Below are 17,380 nucleotides of genomic sequence, written 5' to 3'. Positions count from 1 at the left end.
TTGGCTTACGTACAAGGCGACCTAGTTATACAACGAACATTGTGCGGGAAATGTTGCACCAGGCAGGGCAGCGCGTACGCGCTGCCCTGCCTGGTGCATTGTGCGTTTTGCTGAAGTGACAACCACTTTGCTAGCTCACGGTGAGCCAGCGTACCTGGTATGGTTCTAGGGTACACGTTGAGCCGGTGAGGGTGACGGGTCTGCCGCTGATCAGATCGAGCAGGGTACAGGTTGGATCCGTTGGTAGGTTGACTTGCCGGGTTGTGGCGCTGACATTGTGGAGACAGAGGATCCGCTGGCTGCCGTCGGGTGCGTGGCGTTCGACGGCGAAGATGGCGGGGTCGAGATTGTGGATCTGTTGGCTGCCGTTGGGGTGAAAGGCGGGTGCAGCGCGGCGGGTGCGGATGAGGTGCGCCATGCGTGCGAGCACCGTTCCTTCACGTCGGGTAGAATCGGCGAGCCGCGCCGTTAGTTCGGCGAGACCCCATTTTTCGCGGTTGAGTCGTCGGTGGATGCCACTCGCTTGTAGGCCGGCGTGATCGTTGCCTGAGCCGACCAGGCTGTGGATGTAGACCCCGGGGACGCCTTGGAGGGCCAGCATGATCGCTTGTGAGGCGATGAAGCGGTCGATTTTGCGGGTCATCGGTTCGTCGCTCGCTGGGTCAGAGAGCGCATCGAACCAGGTGCTATTGATCTCGTAGGGACTCTGCGAGCCGTCGGGGTTGGACTTGTACGAGACGCGCCCCCCATGGCGCTCGATCTGGCCACAGAGCGCCCCGATCTCCGCCTGACTCAAGATGCCTGTTGCCGGCACGACGCCGATGCCGTCGTGCGAGGCGAGGAAGTTGAAGAAGGTTGTCGTTGACGATGGCAGGCTTAACCCGGCGGCCCAGCCGCTGAGTTGACGGGCGTCGCCGGTTGCGATGCTATGCAGCACCAGGGGGGCCAGCGGGAACTGGTAGACAAGTTGGGCTTCGTTGCTACCGTCGCCGAAATAGCTGACATTATCGGCATGGGGCACGTTGGTCTCGGTGATGAGTAGCACATCGGGGGCGACGTGATCGAGTACCGCCCGCCAGAGTTGGACGACCTGATGGGTCTGGGGGAGATGGATGCAGCGTGTGCCGACCTCCTTCCACAAATAGCCGATGGCATCAAGCCGGATCAAACTGGCACCCTTGGCGACATACTCCAGCAGCACGGCGGTCATCTCGAGCAAGAGGTCGGGATTGGCAAAATTGAGATCGATCTGGTCGGCACTGAAGGTTGTCCAAATATGCCGCACCCCCATCGGCGTCTTGAAGGGCGTCAGGAGTGGCGTGACGCGGGGGCGGGTGACCTGGCGGAGATCAGTGTTGGGGTCGAGGCTGATAAAACGTGCCTCGGCACCGGGCACGCCAGCGAGCAGATCGCGAAACCAGGTGCTACTGGCCGAAATATGATTGACCACAGCATCGAACATCAGGCGATACCTGGCCCGTAACGCCTCAATGTCGTGCCAGGTGCCGAGCGCAGGGTCAACGGCCGTATAGTCAACCACCGAGAAGCCATCGTCAGAGGTGGAGGGATAGAAGGGCAGGATGTGAACGCCACTGACAATATTGGCAAAAGGACCGTCCAGCGCCGAGGCCAGGCTCTGCAACGGCGTGCGTTCTGGCTCGCGGAACTGATCGCCGTAGGTAATCAGGATGATATCGTCGGCGGCCAGGCGTTCATCGAGAGGGCGGGCCGGGCCGGGTTGGGGGCAGCGGATAGCATAGGCCTGAAGCATGGTCAGCAAGCGCTGACTGGTTTGCTGGCCCACGTCTGCCCCGTAGAGTGAGGCGAGCAGCGCCTCGATCCGGTCTTGAGAGGTCGCGTGCATCGTTGCGTTAGCCTTCCTGACGCGGTTCAGCGTCACTCTCGAGGCCGCGGAGACGGCGGTACTCGGGGATATCCACCATTGCTGGGCGCTCGTGGTCACGAATTTCACGGAGTTCGAGGTGGAAGCCGCCGTCGTCACGTTGCGTAATCAGCTTCATCGTCTGGTTCACTGGCTCAAGCAGGCTGACACGCTGGCGCTGTTCCATGCGTTGAATGACCACCTGCGTAATGGCAAAGGCCATCTTGGAGAGTGACACCAGCGTCTGATTGCGATGCACCCGTTCGAGCAGGTCAACCTGGCCCAGCGCACCGAGGCCATACCGTTCGAGCAGATCGATCAGCATCCCGGTTTCCACGCCATAGCCGGTAAAGAAGGGGATCTGCTCGAGGGCCGTGCGTCGCCCGGCATACTCACCCGAAAGGGGTTGCAGCATGCCCGAGAGCTCGGGGTAGAAGAGATTGAGGAGCGGGCGTGCGGTCAGTTCGGTCACGCGTCCGCCGCCGCTGGCGGTCAACTGATCGCCAAACTGAAGCGGGCGACGATAAAAGCCCTTGGTATAGACGATGCGGCGATCGTGGAGCAGCGGGCCAAGCACGCCGAAGACAAAGCGGGGATGGAAATTCCTGATATCGGTATCGCACCAGGCAATCAGATCACCGTTGAGCACATAGAGACTCTTCCAGAGCGCCTCGCCCTTGCCGACAAAGGAGCCATACTGGGGCAAGATCTCTTGATGGGCATAGACAGGAACGCCGAGGCTCGCGGCGATCTCGCGGGTACGATCATCGGAGCCACTATCAATCAAGACCAGTTCATCAAGGATTGGTGTTCCGGCAACGAGTTGTGCTTGCAACTGCTCGATAATCGGCCCAATCGTCTCTTCTTCATTGAGCGTTGGCAGGGCCAGACTAATCGTCACCCCCTGCTGTTGCTTGAGTGCGAGCAAGCGTTGCAGATCTTCAAACTCAGAGGAGCTAAAGGTATTTTCGGCGAACCAGCGATCGACGGTCGCCGAGAGATCGCGATTCTGCTGCCAGATCTGTTGGGCGCGCTCTTCGTCCTGGGCCATCCGGTGGCGAACGAGGACAACGGTTGTGTCAGCGTGGCGCAAAATCCGGTCGGCAAGGGGGCCAAGGGGGGCTTCGGGATCGCCCTGACGCCCAGTGACGCCGAGCACAATCGCCTGATGGTCAGGGGCCTCAGAAAGGATCGCTTGTTCGGCAGGAATCGTGCGTTCGAGCCAGCGTGTGACCCGAGGCATCGTCCGGAGCGCCTGGAGGCTTTCGCGCACGGCGACATTATCGGGCATGCGCGGATTCGCGGCATAGAGCACACTGATCGCGGCCTCGTGCTGTTCCGCCAGGGCCAGCGCGACTTCGCAGGCCAGCGGCGTATGCGGGCCACCGCGGACAGGCAAGAGCACGCGGCGCCAGCGCTCGCCATCTTGCAAACGGATCACCACCACATCGCAAGGGGGTTCACGCAACAACGTATCAATTGGTGGCCCAAAGAGCCGTTCTGACGAAGACTGATCGGCCTGCCAGCCGAGCAAAATCATCCCAGCGGCCTGTTCTTTGACGGCGGTACGAATGCCCTCGGTCAGATCGTGGGCCACCATAATCATCGTACTGACGGGAACCCCCGAGGCATTCAGGTCTCTGAGGGTATCATAGCCAGCGCGGATGCGACGAGTTTCGAGCATGCCATCGCTCAACGGCTGACCTTCGGGCACCTGGGCAATGCCGAGGATAATCACACGCCCATTGTGGTGATGGGCGAGGGCCGTAGCGGTAGGGAGCAGCACCTGAACCTTATCAGGGTCACGGGCTGGCATGAGCACCACAAAATCACCATTTCCATTGTGTATCTGAGTCATACTTTCCTCTCGCCGTAGTTAGGGTTGTGACGACAGTTGCTTGGTGATAGGCTTACCCATCAGCAAGCAAGGGCGCAATCTCACGGTGAAAGATCGCCTCCCATGTATAGTGTGTGCGCACACGCTGTTTGAGGGCGGTGCGTGGATCGGCGGCAAACACGGACGCCATCCGCCTGGCGATCTGGTCTGGTGGCTCGTCAAGCTGGAAATAGGTGGCGGCATTGCCAGCAGTCGCCCGCAGAGGCGGAAGATCGCTACAGAAGATGGGCAGATTGACCAGACCAGCTTCGAGCATGGGGATGCCGAAACCCTCGTAGCGACTCGGAAAGAGCAGCCCATCGGCCAGACGAAAGAGATCTGCGACCATCGCGTCGGAAACGGGCAGCGGCTGCCCTGCCGCATCGGTATAGGCTTCATAGAGAAAGGCAACCTTGGCCCCAGAGGCTTCGCGAACGGCGAATAATTCAGCGAGGTAGGCGGCATTGGCTGGGTTATGTGGTCCTGGTGGCCCGGTGATGACCAGTTGGGGCGCATACCCGTAGGCTTGTAAACTTCCGGTAAGCGTGATCGCCAGTTCAATATTTTTGCGCCTGGTGATCCGTGCGGGCAAGAGCAAGAGCGGATTGGCGTTGAGGAGGCCGAGGCGGTTGACCAGTTCCAGGGTGGCAGGCCCCAGATGAAGGAGCGTTGCCAGGTCGACCCCGGGGGTAACGACCGTCACCTCGGCGGGATCAAGACCAAGCAAACCTGCCAGCATCCCTCGTCGATCTTCCGAGACCACAACATAACGCACCCCGGGCCATGGTTGACGCAAGAGATCCCATGGATAGCCGGCATGAAGTTCGGGAAGATACAGAGGATCGAGCCAGGCAAAATCGTGACACCAGGCAAGCAAGGGGGGCAGCTGCCCGCTGCGGTGCAGACGGTGCAGCGCAGCGGTAAAAGCGAGATTTTTGTGCAAACTGAGCACATTATGGACAATCAGGGCCTTGACCCCGACGAGCGCTTCGGCGAGGCAGATACTCAACTGATCAACCAGAGCCTCAAAGGTCGCGCTGACCTGGCCCTGCGCCAACTCACGGGCAATTGTTTCAAGCAACGCCCCACGTGAGTCAAGCTCAGGGATGGTCACCTGGGTAAGGCTGGAACCAGTCGCCTCACCTTTGCCTGTCATCATACGCACCGCATACCCGTTGGCAGCCAGCACCCGTGCATGGGCGGCCATGGTCATTTCGACCCCACCAACATAGGGCGGACCAGCGTAGTGCAAGATAGCCACCGTCTCCACTAGATCTCCCCTCGACTCATACGGATCGCCAGATCAATATAACATGCCGCCGACCAGCCAAACATCGGGGCTGCTTTGGGCGGCGGTTCACCAGTCAGTGGATGATAATACTCATAAATATCGCTTTGCCCCATCACTAGACGCAGCGTGCGTTCGGCGAGCGTTTGGGCCAGATCGCGGTAGCCAGTGCGTTGCAGGGCCTCGACAAAGATATAGTTAATATTGATCCAGACGGGGCCGCGCCACATCTGGTTGGGGTCGAAGTGGGGATCGCTGATCGCCACCGTCGGCAATGGATGCGGCGTCCAGAAAGTCCCCGCATCGTGGAGATGGGCGACCAACCGATCATTGATGGCCGGACTCATCTGCCCTGTCCAGAGCGGGTAGAGGCTAAAAGGGGTCATCACCTGGAGAGGCTGATGGTGATGGTGTGACCAGAAGAGGCCGCGCTGGGCATCATAAAAATGCTCGATCATCCGATGGGCCAGGGCGGCGGAACGATGTTTCCACAGCTCGGCCTCACGGTTGCGCCCGAGCAGACGGGCCATTTTTCCTAAAGCTTCCATCTGTAAACAAAGATATGTATTGAGATCGACAGCTTCAACGGGCATGCCATAATCCCAGAGTGGACTATCATCGAGGCCAGAAGAGAAGGGATGGGAATACTGCACAATGCCATCGGCATCATCGTCATTAAGGCCAAACCACCATGAATTCCAGCGCACCAGTGGATCATAGATCTCACGGAGCATCGCCATATCCCCGGTCTGGGCATAGACCAGCATGGCGACCCAGGCGGCAATAGGGGGTTTAGTCACCGCTGCGGCGACGGGCACCTCGAGTTGGGTAATCGTCCCTTCATCGTAGACTGCATCGGGGATCATGCCATCGGGCAACTGATGGTCGAGCATAAACTGGATCTGATCGCTGGCGAGGCGGGGATCGGTATAGCGAAAGGCCAGGGCGTGAAAATAGTTATCCCACTGCCACGCACCGACATAGTGAGCCTTGCTAGGGGCGACACTCTCACGGCGAAAATAGCCATACGGCGCGAGGATATTGTTACCAAGCACCCACCATGCGTAGTAGTACTGTGAACGATAGGGTTCGTCAACCGAGGGCACGGCATCAAACCAGCGGTGCCAGCGAACCTCGGCGGCGGCGAGCGCTGCCCGAAACGGGACGATGGTACGGTCGAGTTCCATCCCGGGTTGAATATGCAGCGTAATGGCCGTATCGGCGTCGCCCTGAGCCGTTAAAATAACATCGTAGCCACTGCCATTATGTTCCACCTGATTGAGCACCAATTCGCCATTGGTTGAATAGGCGCAGTTGCGTACCGTTTTGAACTCACCGCCGTAGGCATCTGGCCGGGCGAGATCGGGTGAGACGGTAAAGCGAATTCCACTAGCGATCCCATTGGGGAGCCCAAAACTGACCGTCTGATGATCTTGAAACACAAGCCGGAACTCACCGATCGGGGTTTGAAAGACAAGCGCGTGGGGATAGGTTGTCACCTCGAAGCGCACCGGGCGTCCCTCGGCATCAACCAGGCGCAGATTGGAGATAAACGGTGGTCGTGCGCGATATGAAGAGAGGCCGGGGGTAAGGGCGGTCAGGCGTTCGGCCAGTTTCAGATAGAGCGTATCGGGAATGCGGCGTTCTTGATAGATCAGTAACCGTGAGCCTCGATCGCTAAAAGGGATCTTTTGAAGCCGAATGCGGTTTTCCAGGCCAAGCAGATACGGCGATGCCGGAACATACACAAGCGCTCCTCCATGATGTGAGGTACACGTTGGACCCCGAGGCCCATGGTTGCACCGGGGCTTTAGGGATTATACCGGGTATTGTACCATCTCTTCGAACGCCTCCGGGAAGCATGAGAGCTTCCCGGAAGCGTTCGAAGAGATGCCTGGGGTGCGCAATCCAACGTTTCTTATGTCTCAGGTGGATCGTTCATAGGCGTGAAGCCAAGGCGGGCGGTGAGGTGGGGGAGGGCGGTGCGGGCTTCGTCGAGGGCAAAGTTGTTGACGTGGCGCGCGAGGGTTTGAAATTCGGGGAGGCTGCTGAGGCTAGGGATGCTTTGCTCGAGCGAGGTGAGGTATTTGCGGACGGCAAAGTTGCCGGTGCTGAGTAGAGCCGCTAATTGTTCAAATTGTGGTTGGGCAAGGAGACGTGTCTGATCATCGAGGAGCGGCAAAGGTTGTGTCCTTGTTTCCACCTCCTCTTGTTCTTGGTGGAAGAGGGTTGGCAAGAGGTTTTTGAGACGCGTGCAGGTCTGCTGCAGAGCCTTCAGATCCAGTGGTTCGTTGGGGGCGGTTTTGAGGGCCTGTTCAATGCGATCGGCCTCGGTGTGCAATTCGGTTGCCCCGATAGTTCCTGCAACGCCTTTCAGGGTGTGTGCAATGCGCAGCGCCTCGTTGGGTTGATTGGTCGTGAGGGCCTCTTTGATGCGTTCGGCATCATTGCCATGCTCAACCAGAAAACTCTGGATGAGTTGCCGATAGAGTTTGGTTTTGCCCCCCAGACGCTGGATCGCCCGCTTGATGGCGAGGCCTTCAAGTGTTTCTGGGAGGGCCTGGTTTGCTTCAGGCGGGTCGGTTTCCGCGGGGTCTGTTTGGGGCGACATCGCTCTTCCTGTGATGATCGGCGGTAGTGTACCCGGTTCTTCACCAGGTGATACCCAGCGTAGCAGGGTTTGAAAGAGTTGCTGGCTTGCGATCGGCTTGCTGATGTAATCGTTCATGCCAGCGGCCAGACAGCGGTCGCGGTCGCCGCTGATGGCGTGGGCGGTCAGGGCGATAATCGGGAGATCGCGCAACGCTGCGTCTTCGCGAATCGTACGGGTTGCCTCGAAGCCATCCATAACGGGCATCTGCACATCCATCAAGACGGCATCGTAGCGCTTTGGATCGTCGCCCAGCAACATCTCGACCGCCTGGCGGCCATGCCAAGCCACGGCAACCTCGATGCCCACTTCGGCGAGTAATTCAACCGCGACTTGTTGATTGAAGGGACTGTCTTCGGCCAGGAGGATGCGACGGCCCATGAGGTTGTTGCGATAGCTTTCGATCGTGGTAGCCCCGGCTGTTTGGTCGTGGTGAAGGTTCAGGTTGTCAGGCTGATCAAAGAGATCGAGGATGGCATGGTAGAGCGACGCTTCGTTGATCGGCTTGGTGAGGAAGGCACCGATGCCGACCTCTGCCGAGCGGCGCATAATTGTTTCGCGGCCATAGGCAGTGACCATAATGATGAGCGGCAGCGCGCGATCGGCAAGCTTGCGCTGGATCTGGGTTGTTGCTTCAATGCCATCGAGCCCTGGCATACGCCAGTCCATCAGCACGAGCGCAAAGGGGTCATCGGCGGGCGTTGCTTCGAGGTGGGCGAGGGCTTCTTCACCCGATGCAGCCGTCGTTACACGAAATTGAAACGTTTGGAGCATCTCTTGCAAGAGTTCACGGGCATGCGCGTTGTCGTCAACCACCAGTGCTTTGCGTCCGTGCAACGTGGCGGGCAAGGCAAAATCGGGGTGAGGCTGCATCTGTTCATCGGCGAGCCTGCAGGCTATGGTAAAAGCAAACGTACTGCCCTCGCCTGGCGTGCTTGTGACCTCAATGGTTCCACTCATCATCGTTACAAGCGAACGTGAGATCGCGAGGCCCAGCCCGGTGCCACCAAAGCGGCGGGTCATTGAGCCATCGGCCTGGACAAAGGGAACAAAGAGGCGGGCACGTTCCTCGGCAGCCATCCCGATACCGGTATCCTGCACCGTGAAGCGCAGCAAGACTTGATCGTCGTGGTGTTCGGCCAGTTCCGCACGCACATTGACTTCACCGGTCTCGGTAAACTTGATCGCATTGCCGACCAGATTGATCAGCACCTGTTCGAGGCGGAAGGCATCGCCCACAAACATCCTGGGCATTGTACGGTCAAGGTGAAGGCACAATTCGATGCCCTTGAGGGCGGCTCGTTCGGCGAGCATATTCGAGACATTGTTGAGCGTTTCGGCCAGCACAAACGGGGCATGATCCAGTTCTAGCTTGCCTGCCTCGATCTTCGAAAAATCGAGAATATCGTTAATCGTTCTGAGCAGTGTCTGCGACGCAAAACGGCTCTTCACGAGGTAATCAGACTGTTTGGGCATAAGGTCGGTCTTGAGGGCCAGTTCCAGGAAGCCAATGATCGCATTGAGGGGGGTGCGAATTTCGTGGCTCATATTGGCGAGAAACTCGGACTTGGCGACACTGGCGGCCTCGGCACGGATGGCCAATTCGTTGGCCCGGGCGATGGTTTGCTTGAGTTGCTCATTGGTTGCTTTCTCGCGCATAAACTGGCCGTGACGGGCCAGCGTGGCGGCAAAATTATCGGCGGCAAGCGCGAGCAGGGCATATTCGGTATTGGTAAAAACCCGTTCCCGGGTCGTATCATCAAACCCAAGAAACCCGATCAAGGCACCGTCAACGATCATTGGTTGCATAATCATTGCCTTGATCTCTTGCATCTCCAGGAGCGCAGCGGCATCCTGCATCTCGGCAGGGATCTGGTCAAGGCTACCGAGCGCGAGCAGCTCGCCACGCTGGAACCGTTCGATCAACCCGGGAAACGTGTCAAACGGGACGTCTTGCAGATCGGCGATCTGTGACGCCACGCCTTCGGCGCACCATTCGTAGGTGTTTGACCAGGTTTCATTGGCGAAATCATTGCTGAAGACATAAGCGCGTTGGGCTGACATAAACTCGCCGAGAATCGCGAGGCATGCATGGATGCCCTCATCAATCGCATCAATGCGCAGATTGGCATTGGCGGTGGCGAGTTTCGCGGCTGTGGCATGAAAGCGACTCGTTTCAAGCAGATGTTGTTCTTGCGCTTTGCGAGCCGAAATATCGGTGTCAGTCCCACGATAGCCAAGCAGTTCACCATCCGGGCCGAGCATTGGCAAGGCGTTGGAGGCGACCCAGATCTGGTGTCCATCTTTGGCAACGATGGGATTGACGAGATCGACAAAAGCCTCACGACGTTCAAAGGCCGCGAATACCTCGGTTTTAAAGCGTTCACGTTCCTCGGGAGGGTGCAGGTCGTAGAAATACTTCTTCCCGATAATCTCCTCAGGATGATAGCCAAAGACCTCTTCGGCGACCGGGCTGAGGAAGCGGAAGCATCCGGTGGGATCAACTTCCCAGGTAACGGTGCGACTCTGGCGGGCCAGTTGATCAAAACGTTCCATGCTCTCTTGGATGGTACCCGTGCGATCTGCCACGAGATGCTCGAATTCTGAGCGGACATCAACAATCAAGAGGTTGAAATCATCCACTAACTCTTTGATCTCGTGACGAGCCTTGATCTGCACCTGCGATGGCATGGGCTCATGGCGCAGGGCCCGTACGGCCTGTGAGAACTGAATGATTGGTTGGGAAATCAACCGATTGGCGAGCAACATTGCCCCAATGACCAGAATGAGCGACCCGCCCAAAATCCAGTGTCCGATCATCTCGTTGCGTCGAATCGGGGCATAGAGTTCGGCGGTGTCAATTTTGACGACCATGCCCCAGTTGAGCGAGGGAAGATACCGCCAAACGGCCAGCGTCTCCTCGTTGCGATAGTCTGGATAGATCCCGCTACCCTGCGCACCCCGCAAGGCCTCGCGAAGGGGGAGAAAGGCGGCCTCGTCAAGCGCTTGATGCGGCAGGTCGGGGTTATGCCGGGGTGGTACCGTGATCATCAGGCGTTCATGATCATAGGCCCCCATCAGGATTTCGCCCGTTGTTCCGAGCCCGGCGAAGCGATTGACGATCGCGTAGAGTTCCTGCGGCTCGATTTGCAAGACGATATTGCCGACGATGACGCCATCTTGGAAGATCGGGGCAGCGAGGAACGCGGCCGGAGCATTGCTGGGCGCATAGAAACCAAAATCAGAGACCTCGGTCTGCAAGAGGGTATTGGCGGCATCAATCGTACGGGCCAATTCGGTCTGCCCAAGCATTTCATCGTAGATATTCTGGCCCAGATCGGCCTCGGCCTTGAGCGAATAGCGGATCGTCCCGCCCTGATCAATGAGCAGCAGGTCGTAGTAGCCCTTCTCGGCAATGAACGTTTTCAGGTAGGCGATGAGTTCATAAGATGGGGAGATGATACCTGGGGGGGCATCGAACAAAGGAGGCAGGTCGGGCAAGTTTGCGAGGGTCGTGGCATCCTGGATCATGTTCAGCACATAGCTCTCGATGCGGGTATGGGCCGCATCAGCACGTTCAGCAAGGGCGTCACGCTCTTTTTGCTGCATCGCGTTGCTGAAAGCTTGATTGATGACGATCGAGCCAATCAGGACTGGCACAAGGGCAATAGTCAAAAAGATCAGGCCGAGTTCGGTTGCAATAGATTTGAGTTTGATCATGGTTCGGCCTCGATAATGGTTGGGAGGGCAAACGGATTCTGCCACTGGCCTTGCCAGCGGGTATGAAGCTCGCTGAGCAACACTTCCCAGCGTTCGACCGAGCGATAGGCTGGATAGGGCAACGGACGCACGGGCTTGGTCGAGCTCCAGACGACCTCAAATTGACCATCAGGCTGGATCTGCCCAATCCGCACCGTACGCCAGAGGTGCTGGCTTATAGGGTCAACGCTGATCGCACCCTGGGGTGCCTCAAGCGAGAGGCCGTGCAGCGCATTGCGTACCCGGTTGAATTCCAGGCTGTCTGCTTGCTCAACCGCAGCGGCCCAGAGCTTGACCCCCAGATAGGCTGCCTCCATCGGGTCGGTGATCACCGCATCAGCGCCATACCGGGCCTGATAGGCCTGGACAAACGCGGCATTGACTGGCCCAGCGAGACTCTGGAAATAGCCCCATGCGGCATAGTCACCCGCGAATGCAGCGCTGCCCATCGTCGCGAGTTCAGTTTCTGCAATGCTGAACGAAATCGTAGGGATATCCTGTGGCGTAATGCCTTGGGCGCGGAGGGCCTGGAAAAAGGCGACATTGCTATCGCCGTTGAGGGTATTCAGAATGACCTGCGGGCGACTCTGCACAATCGCCTCGACGGCTCCGGCGACGTCGGTACTGCCCAGCAGCACATACTGTTCACCGACGATAGTGCCACGTAGCGAGCCAATCTGGTCTTTCATGATCGCATTGGCGGCGTGCGGGAAAATATAATCCGAGCCGATCAGGAAAAAGCGTTGGCCGAGGTTATCCATCGCCCATTTGACGGTGGGAATGATCTGCTGATTGGGGGCGGCCCCGGTATAGATGATGTTGGGTGACGCCTCGAGGCCCTCATACTGCACTGGATAGAAGAGGAGGCGCTGATACTGTTCGACGATGGGCTTGACCGTTTTGCGCGCCGCCGAGGTCCAACAGCCGAAGATCACGGCCACGTCTTCTTCGACAAGCAAGGCCTCGGCCTCACGCGCAAAGATAGCGCTCTGCGAGGCACCGTCGCGAAGGACTGGCTCGAGCCTGCGGCCAAGCACGCCCCCCTGGGCATTGATCGCTTCAATAGCAAGCAGCGTAGCCTGGCTCACGCTCTGTTCACTGATGGCCATCGTCCCCGTCAGGGAATGGAGAATGCCAACCTTGATTGGCTCGGACGAACTCGTACTGGTGAGTTGACAACCCCAGCCTAGTACGGCAACAAGCAAGAAGCACAGCAAGATCAACGTTGATCTGAATCGTGTCCACTTGGTCTTGTTCATAGAATGCTTGCCTTTAGGCGCGGAAACCCAGCAGCTTTCGCGCTGGGAGGAGCGCTCTGCTTTAGCCCGCTTCAGCGTGCGCTCGCACGGGCGTTCGATATGTGGTATACTTGTCTTATGATACAAATGCTCTCCACACGAACCGTATGCTGCAAGCTCTCGCTTGATGCCGACGCTGTTGCCGCTATTCTTGCGACGGCAGAAGCGTTCAACGCGGCGGCAACCTACTGCGCCTCGGTTGCGTGGGAGGAGCGTATCACCAATAAGAACAAGCTCCATCACGTCGTCTACGGCCCCACCCGCGTCAATTACGGTCTGGGAGCGCAACTGGCCTGTTGCGCCAGGGACAAGGCGGCTGAAGCGGTTCGAGCGGCGCGGGCGAATGGTTCGGACACCTGTCCTACCTTTAAGCCGGATAGCTCGATCCGCTACGACGCACGCACCTATCGCCTGATGAGCCTCGACCGCGTGAGCCTGAACACCCTGACGGGGCGGGTCATGGGCCAACTGGTGCTGGGCGAGTTTCAGCGACGCTATCTGTACGATACGAGCTGGAAGATTGGCGGCGCCGAGCTGATGCAGCGGGACGGGCAGTTCTTCCTGCACATCACGCAGACCAAGGCCAGCCCTGCGCCCGACGAGCCGACCGGCTTCCTGGGTGTTGATTTCGGCATTGTCAACCTTGCCGCCGATAGTGATGGTGAAACGTAGAGCGGCGAGGATGTGAAGCAGACTCGTGAACGGCGCTTCCGCCACCGTCAGCGACTTCAAAAAGCCAACACGCGCCGCGCCCGCTGGCGGTTGAGGAAGAACGCCCGTCGTGAGACACGCTTTCAGCGGGATGTGAATCACTGCATCAGCAAGAAGCTGGTGGCAAAAGCGAAGACGGAACGGAAGGCACTGGCGCTTGAGGAGTTGAGCCATATCCGCACGCGCACAGACAATGGTTGTCGACGTTCGCAGCGTCGTCTTCGCACAAGTTGGGCTTTTCGGCAGTTGCGGAGCTTTGTCACCTACAAGGCGCAGCAGGCGGGCGTTCTGGTGATTGCGGTAGATCCGCGCAACACCAGCCGCACCTGTTCGGTCTGCGGACATTGCGACAAGAAGAACCGTGCAGATCAGGCCCATTTCAAGTGCCTCTCGTGCGGGTATACGGCAAACGCTGACACAAACGCTGCGGTGAATATCGCCTTTCGGGCCGCACGTCAGACGGCCTATGGTGCTGCGCCACCTTCGGGTGGAGGAGCGAGCACAAGCCCAGTAGCTTTAGCGCTGGGTATCTGACTGAGTCACGTATTGGTGTGTGGCAGCACCTGATGGACAACACAATTGCGTCCCGAGTTTTTTGCGCAATACATCGCTTGATCAGCTAGTTCAAGCAGGGCCTGATGGTTGATGATATTGCCTGGCTTCGTCGAGACAACCCCTACGCTGATCGTAATGTAGGGGGCTACATGTGAAAACGCATGTTCAATACGTTTTTCTGCGACCGCCTGACGCATGCGCTCGGCGATATAGATAGCCTGATCGACGTCGGTATCGGGCAGCACCACGACAAATTCCTCGCCACCATAGCGGGCAAGGAAATCACCGGCCCGGCGCAACGAGGCGTTCAAAATGGTGGCTACCTGTTGCAAACACTGATCACCGATCAGGTGACCGTAGTTATCGTTGTAGCCTTTGAATCCATCAATATCCAGCAGGATTAATGATAATGACTGTCTTTTTCGTGCGGCGCGACGCCATTCGCGATCGATGACTTCGTCAAAACGACGGCGGTTGAAAATCCCCGTCAGGCCATCATGGCTAGAGAGGTGCTGCAAGATATCGGTCTTGCGCTTCAAATCCATGTGGGTGCGCACTCTGGCTCTGACGATGGGTAGATGAAACGGCTTGGTGATATAGTCCACTGCCCCCGCTTCAAGCCCGCGGGCTTCATCTTCTTCGGCGTCCATGGCTGTAATAAAGATGATCGGAATGCCACTGGTTTCGGAAGTATCTTTGAGGCGACGACACACCTCGTAGCCATCCATCATCGGCATCATGATATCAAGCAAGATCAGATCGGGTGGATTAGAGTCAACTATTTTGAGCGCCTGGAACCCATTGGTAGCGACAAAAACCTCATAATCGTGTTGTAATTCCTCACCAAGAATGACAAGATTCGCCGGTGTGTCGTCAACCAGCAGGATCTTTTGCCGTGGCTCAGGTTGTGGGTCCATCTGAACGTCCTTACGCGCCTGATGTGGGCGCAAGCAGAACTTATTGCTGGCTGACCAGTTCCTCAAAGACACGGAACGGCTGGGCTCCGCGCACCAGCTGCCCATTGACAACAAAATTTGGTGTTGAGTTAATGCCAAGTGCCAGCGCGGCCTGCATTTCATTCAAGACCGCTTTTTCGCTTGCGGGGTCATCGAGGCACGCGCGGAAGGCGGTACCGTCAAGGCCCAGTTGATCGGCAAATTCGCCAAACACAACGCGATCACGCTGGGGAACCCCGCCCCATTCTTGCTGATGACTGCTAAAGAGCCGCTCGTACATCGGAAAAAACTGGCCTTGATCAGCGGCACAGTTCGCCGCGACCGCAGCGACGAGCGCTGAGGGGTGGATCGTGGTCAGCGGCAGATCGCGCACAACCAGGCGCACTTTGCCCGTTTCGACCAGTTCGCTCAACATCTGCGGTCGGGTCTCTTGAAAAAAGCGTTGGCAAAAAGTGCATTCAAAGTCGGTAAACTCTACGATCAACACGGGCGCATTGGGATCGCCAAGCGCACGGGGGTCGTCATCACGAAGATCAAAGATCGCGGCCAGTTCTGGGCGCGGTGTTGGCGTTGGCCCAGGTGGCAAGGGAGGGATGGTTGGGGGCCGATTGATCGCTATATTTGTCTGACGAAGTTCTTCGGTTGTCTCGGAAGTTACCGGTGGGGCATAGCTGCCACACGCGGTCAGGATGAAGACAAAGATCATCCAGAGAGAAAGACGCTTCACAAACTTTGCTCCTTCACTATCCTTCTCAGCACTTATACCTCTATTATACTCTTTCAATGCATCCAGATCTTACCAGTGTACGTACAGAACAGTGCAGCCTACGTAACGCAATCTGGTGAAGCCTGAAAAGTGGTGCTTGTACAGCCAAAGCTTGGCTGTACATAGCCTCTCTCTGCATTCAAAAGGAGCAATGCATGCGACGGAGTGTCTTGTCGGTAGCTGTTGCGGTCATTACTGCCCTGGTGGTTGGTCTGTTTGTCGTTTCGCCCCCGAGTCGCGCCCAGGCGAATGCGCGGGTGAACATCCTGCATCTGGCCCCCTTTGCGGCAACAGTTGATGGTACGGCGGTGACGGTGGTGGTCAATGGCGCAACGCTAGCTAGTGACTTCAAGTACAAGGATGCCCCGCTGACCGCGACGCTGCCCCCTGGTGATTACACGGTAGAGGTCTTTGCGGGAACCGATCTCGAAGTTGCCCCGGCGATTACGGCAACGTTGAGTCTTGAGGCCGGTACTGATTACACTGTCTTTGCCGGTGGGGGTGCGAATACCATTCCGCTCGGCCTCTTCCCTCTCGTTGACAATAACAGCGTGCCTGCGGCTCCGAATGCGAATGTACGCGTGGTTCATGCGGCACCATTCGCGCCCCTGGCCGACACAGCGGTTGATCTCCGCAATGCAACGACCAATGAAGTGATTGGCGGGCTCACCGGGGTCGCCTTTGGTGCCTTCAGTGGTTATCTCCCTGTGCCTGGCGATACCGACATTCCGGTCAAGGTGGTGCCTACGAGCAATCCTATGGCCGATCCGCCCATTATTGGCCCGGCCAACTTGAATGTCCCGTCCCAGTCGATCACGACGGTCTTTGCGATTGGGACTGGCACGGCAACGTACCCTGCCGAGTTCTTTTTCCTGGGCGGCACGCAGCGTGTCCCTGCGCAGGTTCGCCTGGCGCACCTGGCCCCGTTTGCGGGGGGCCGTGCGGCGGTGAATGTGGTTGTGCCGGGTGACACGCCGTTGACCCTGGTCAGTGATTTTGGGTTTGGCGATACGACTGATTATGTGCCATTGACTGATGGCACCTATCCGATCAATGTGGTCATTCCGAGTGCGCCGCGTGCGCTGGCCGACACCGTGGCGATTTCGGGGTCGGTGACGCTTGCGCCGGGGATGCGCTACACGGCGATGGCGATTGGTGGGGCCAATGGCTTTGCGCCTGAGTTGGTGCTCTTGAACGATCCCATCACACCCCCAATCACTGATACGGCGCGGGTGCGGATCTACCACGCTGCGCCGTTTGCCGCTGGTGAAGGGGCAAATGTCTCGATCCGTCTTCAGGATGGCACGCTCGTGCCTGGGTTGGGCAATGTGCCGTACAAGGGTACGGGCACCCTGGACTTGCCTCCTGGGACGTATGACCTGATCATTGCCACGCCGGATGGCTCTACCACGTTGCTCGACCTGCCGCCGTTTACGCTGGTCGCAGGCGACGACATCACCGTCTTTGCGGTTGGTGATGGGGTTAATCAGGATGTAGGCACGGTTGTGCTTGGTCTCCGTGAGCCGAATCGGGTCTACTTGCCCTTTGTTGCCAACTAAATGCCATAGGCACAGCCCATTCTTACCGTGACGCACAAAAGCCAGCAATGCTGGCTTTTGTGCGTCTCAGTAAAGCGATT

11 protein-coding genes are annotated in these 17,380 nt (G+C 58.0%); 3 read left to right on the top strand and 8 right to left on the bottom strand.

From position 1 onward, the window contains the following. Nucleotides 1-130: 130 nt before the first annotated feature. The 6 genes from EKD05_RS14380 to urtA form a co-directional block, all read right to left on the bottom strand. Complete coding sequence (locus EKD05_RS14380; RefSeq protein ID WP_205703946.1) at nucleotides 131-1,864, bottom strand: alpha-amylase family glycosyl hydrolase; 1,734 nt, start codon at nucleotides 1,862-1,864, stop codon at nucleotides 131-133. 7 nt (nucleotides 1,865-1,871) lie between these two features. After that, nucleotides 1,872-3,740, bottom strand: a complete 1,869-nt coding sequence (locus tag EKD05_RS14375; protein ID WP_129673889.1) for a glucosyl-3-phosphoglycerate synthase — start codon at nucleotides 3,738-3,740, stop codon at nucleotides 1,872-1,874. 52 nt (nucleotides 3,741-3,792) lie between these two features. After that, nucleotides 3,793-5,019, bottom strand: coding sequence for a glycosyltransferase (locus EKD05_RS14370; RefSeq protein ID WP_165360744.1), 1,227 nt, complete (start codon nucleotides 5,017-5,019; stop codon nucleotides 3,793-3,795). 8 nt (nucleotides 5,020-5,027) lie between these two features. Beyond that, the gene (locus EKD05_RS14365) at nucleotides 5,028-6,794 is read right to left on the bottom strand and encodes an amylo-alpha-1,6-glucosidase (RefSeq protein ID WP_129673885.1); all 1,767 of its coding nucleotides are present in this window, start codon (nucleotides 6,792-6,794) and stop codon (nucleotides 5,028-5,030) included. A 170-nt stretch (nucleotides 6,795-6,964) separates the two neighbouring features. Next, entirely contained in the window at nucleotides 6,965-11,416 is a 4,452-nt protein-coding gene (locus EKD05_RS14360; RefSeq protein ID WP_129673883.1) for a response regulator, read from the bottom strand. Continuing rightward, nucleotides 11,413-12,714: an urea ABC transporter substrate-binding protein gene (urtA, locus tag EKD05_RS14355; RefSeq protein ID WP_129673881.1), complete on the bottom strand. Its 1,302-nt coding sequence runs from the start codon at nucleotides 12,712-12,714 to the stop codon at nucleotides 11,413-11,415. The genes EKD05_RS14360 and urtA overlap by 4 nt, the downstream gene beginning before the upstream one ends. A gap of 117 nt (nucleotides 12,715-12,831) precedes the next feature. On the opposite strand from urtA, the gene EKD05_RS14350 reads away from it, so the two are divergent. Continuing rightward, the gene (locus tag EKD05_RS14350; RefSeq protein WP_129673880.1) at nucleotides 12,832-13,425 is read left to right on the top strand and encodes a hypothetical protein; all 594 of its coding nucleotides are present in this window, start codon (nucleotides 12,832-12,834) and stop codon (nucleotides 13,423-13,425) included. 12 nt (nucleotides 13,426-13,437) lie between these two features. Then, nucleotides 13,438-13,998 (top strand): RNA-guided endonuclease TnpB family protein, encoded by a 561-nt coding sequence (locus tag EKD05_RS14345; RefSeq protein ID WP_129673878.1) that lies wholly within the window; start codon nucleotides 13,438-13,440, stop codon nucleotides 13,996-13,998. A gap of 5 nt (nucleotides 13,999-14,003) precedes the next feature. On the opposite strand, the gene EKD05_RS14340 is transcribed toward EKD05_RS14345, so the two are convergent. Together EKD05_RS14340 and EKD05_RS14335 are read right to left on the bottom strand one after the other, a co-directional pair. After that, on the bottom strand, nucleotides 14,004-14,936 hold the full coding sequence (locus EKD05_RS14340) for a diguanylate cyclase (protein WP_129673875.1): 933 nt from the start codon (nucleotides 14,934-14,936) through the stop codon (nucleotides 14,004-14,006). Between the two features lie 40 nt (nucleotides 14,937-14,976). Next, nucleotides 14,977-15,702: a thioredoxin domain-containing protein gene (locus EKD05_RS14335; RefSeq protein ID WP_240695784.1), complete on the bottom strand. Its 726-nt coding sequence runs from the start codon at nucleotides 15,700-15,702 to the stop codon at nucleotides 14,977-14,979. Nucleotides 15,703-15,896: 194 nt separating this feature from the next. On the opposite strand from EKD05_RS14335, the gene EKD05_RS14330 reads away from it, so the two are divergent. Further along, nucleotides 15,897-17,300 (top strand): DUF4397 domain-containing protein, encoded by a 1,404-nt coding sequence (locus EKD05_RS14330; RefSeq protein WP_129673873.1) that lies wholly within the window; start codon nucleotides 15,897-15,899, stop codon nucleotides 17,298-17,300. The last annotated feature ends 80 nt before the right edge of the window (nucleotides 17,301-17,380 follow it).

The organism is Candidatus Chloroploca sp. Khr17, from assembly GCF_004138165.1.
Lineage (GTDB): Bacteria > Chloroflexota > Chloroflexia > Chloroflexales > Chloroflexaceae > Chloroploca.
Note: the sequence above shows the minus strand (reverse complement) of the source record. Positions and strands in the feature narration are given on the sequence as shown.

Bases quoted from the DNA above. Each gene is read 5' to 3' on its own strand.
- EKD05_RS14375 (WP_129673889.1), bottom strand. From the start codon at position 3,740: ATGACTCAGATACACAATGGAAATGGTGATTTTGTGGTGCTCATGCCA.
- EKD05_RS14350 (WP_129673880.1), top strand. From the start codon at position 12,832: ATGATACAAATGCTCTCCACACGAACCGTATGCTGCAAGCTCTCGCTT.
- EKD05_RS14330 (WP_129673873.1), top strand. From the start codon at position 15,897: ATGCGACGGAGTGTCTTGTCGGTAGCTGTTGCGGTCATTACTGCCCTG.
- EKD05_RS14380 (WP_205703946.1), bottom strand. From the start codon at position 1,864: ATGCACGCGACCTCTCAAGACCGGATCGAGGCGCTGCTCGCCTCACTC.
- EKD05_RS14340 (WP_129673875.1), bottom strand. From the start codon at position 14,936: ATGGACCCACAACCTGAGCCACGGCAAAAGATCCTGCTGGTTGACGAC.
- EKD05_RS14360 (WP_129673883.1), bottom strand. From the start codon at position 11,416: ATGATCAAACTCAAATCTATTGCAACCGAACTCGGCCTGATCTTTTTG.
- urtA (WP_129673881.1), bottom strand. From the start codon at position 12,714: ATGAACAAGACCAAGTGGACACGATTCAGATCAACGTTGATCTTGCTG.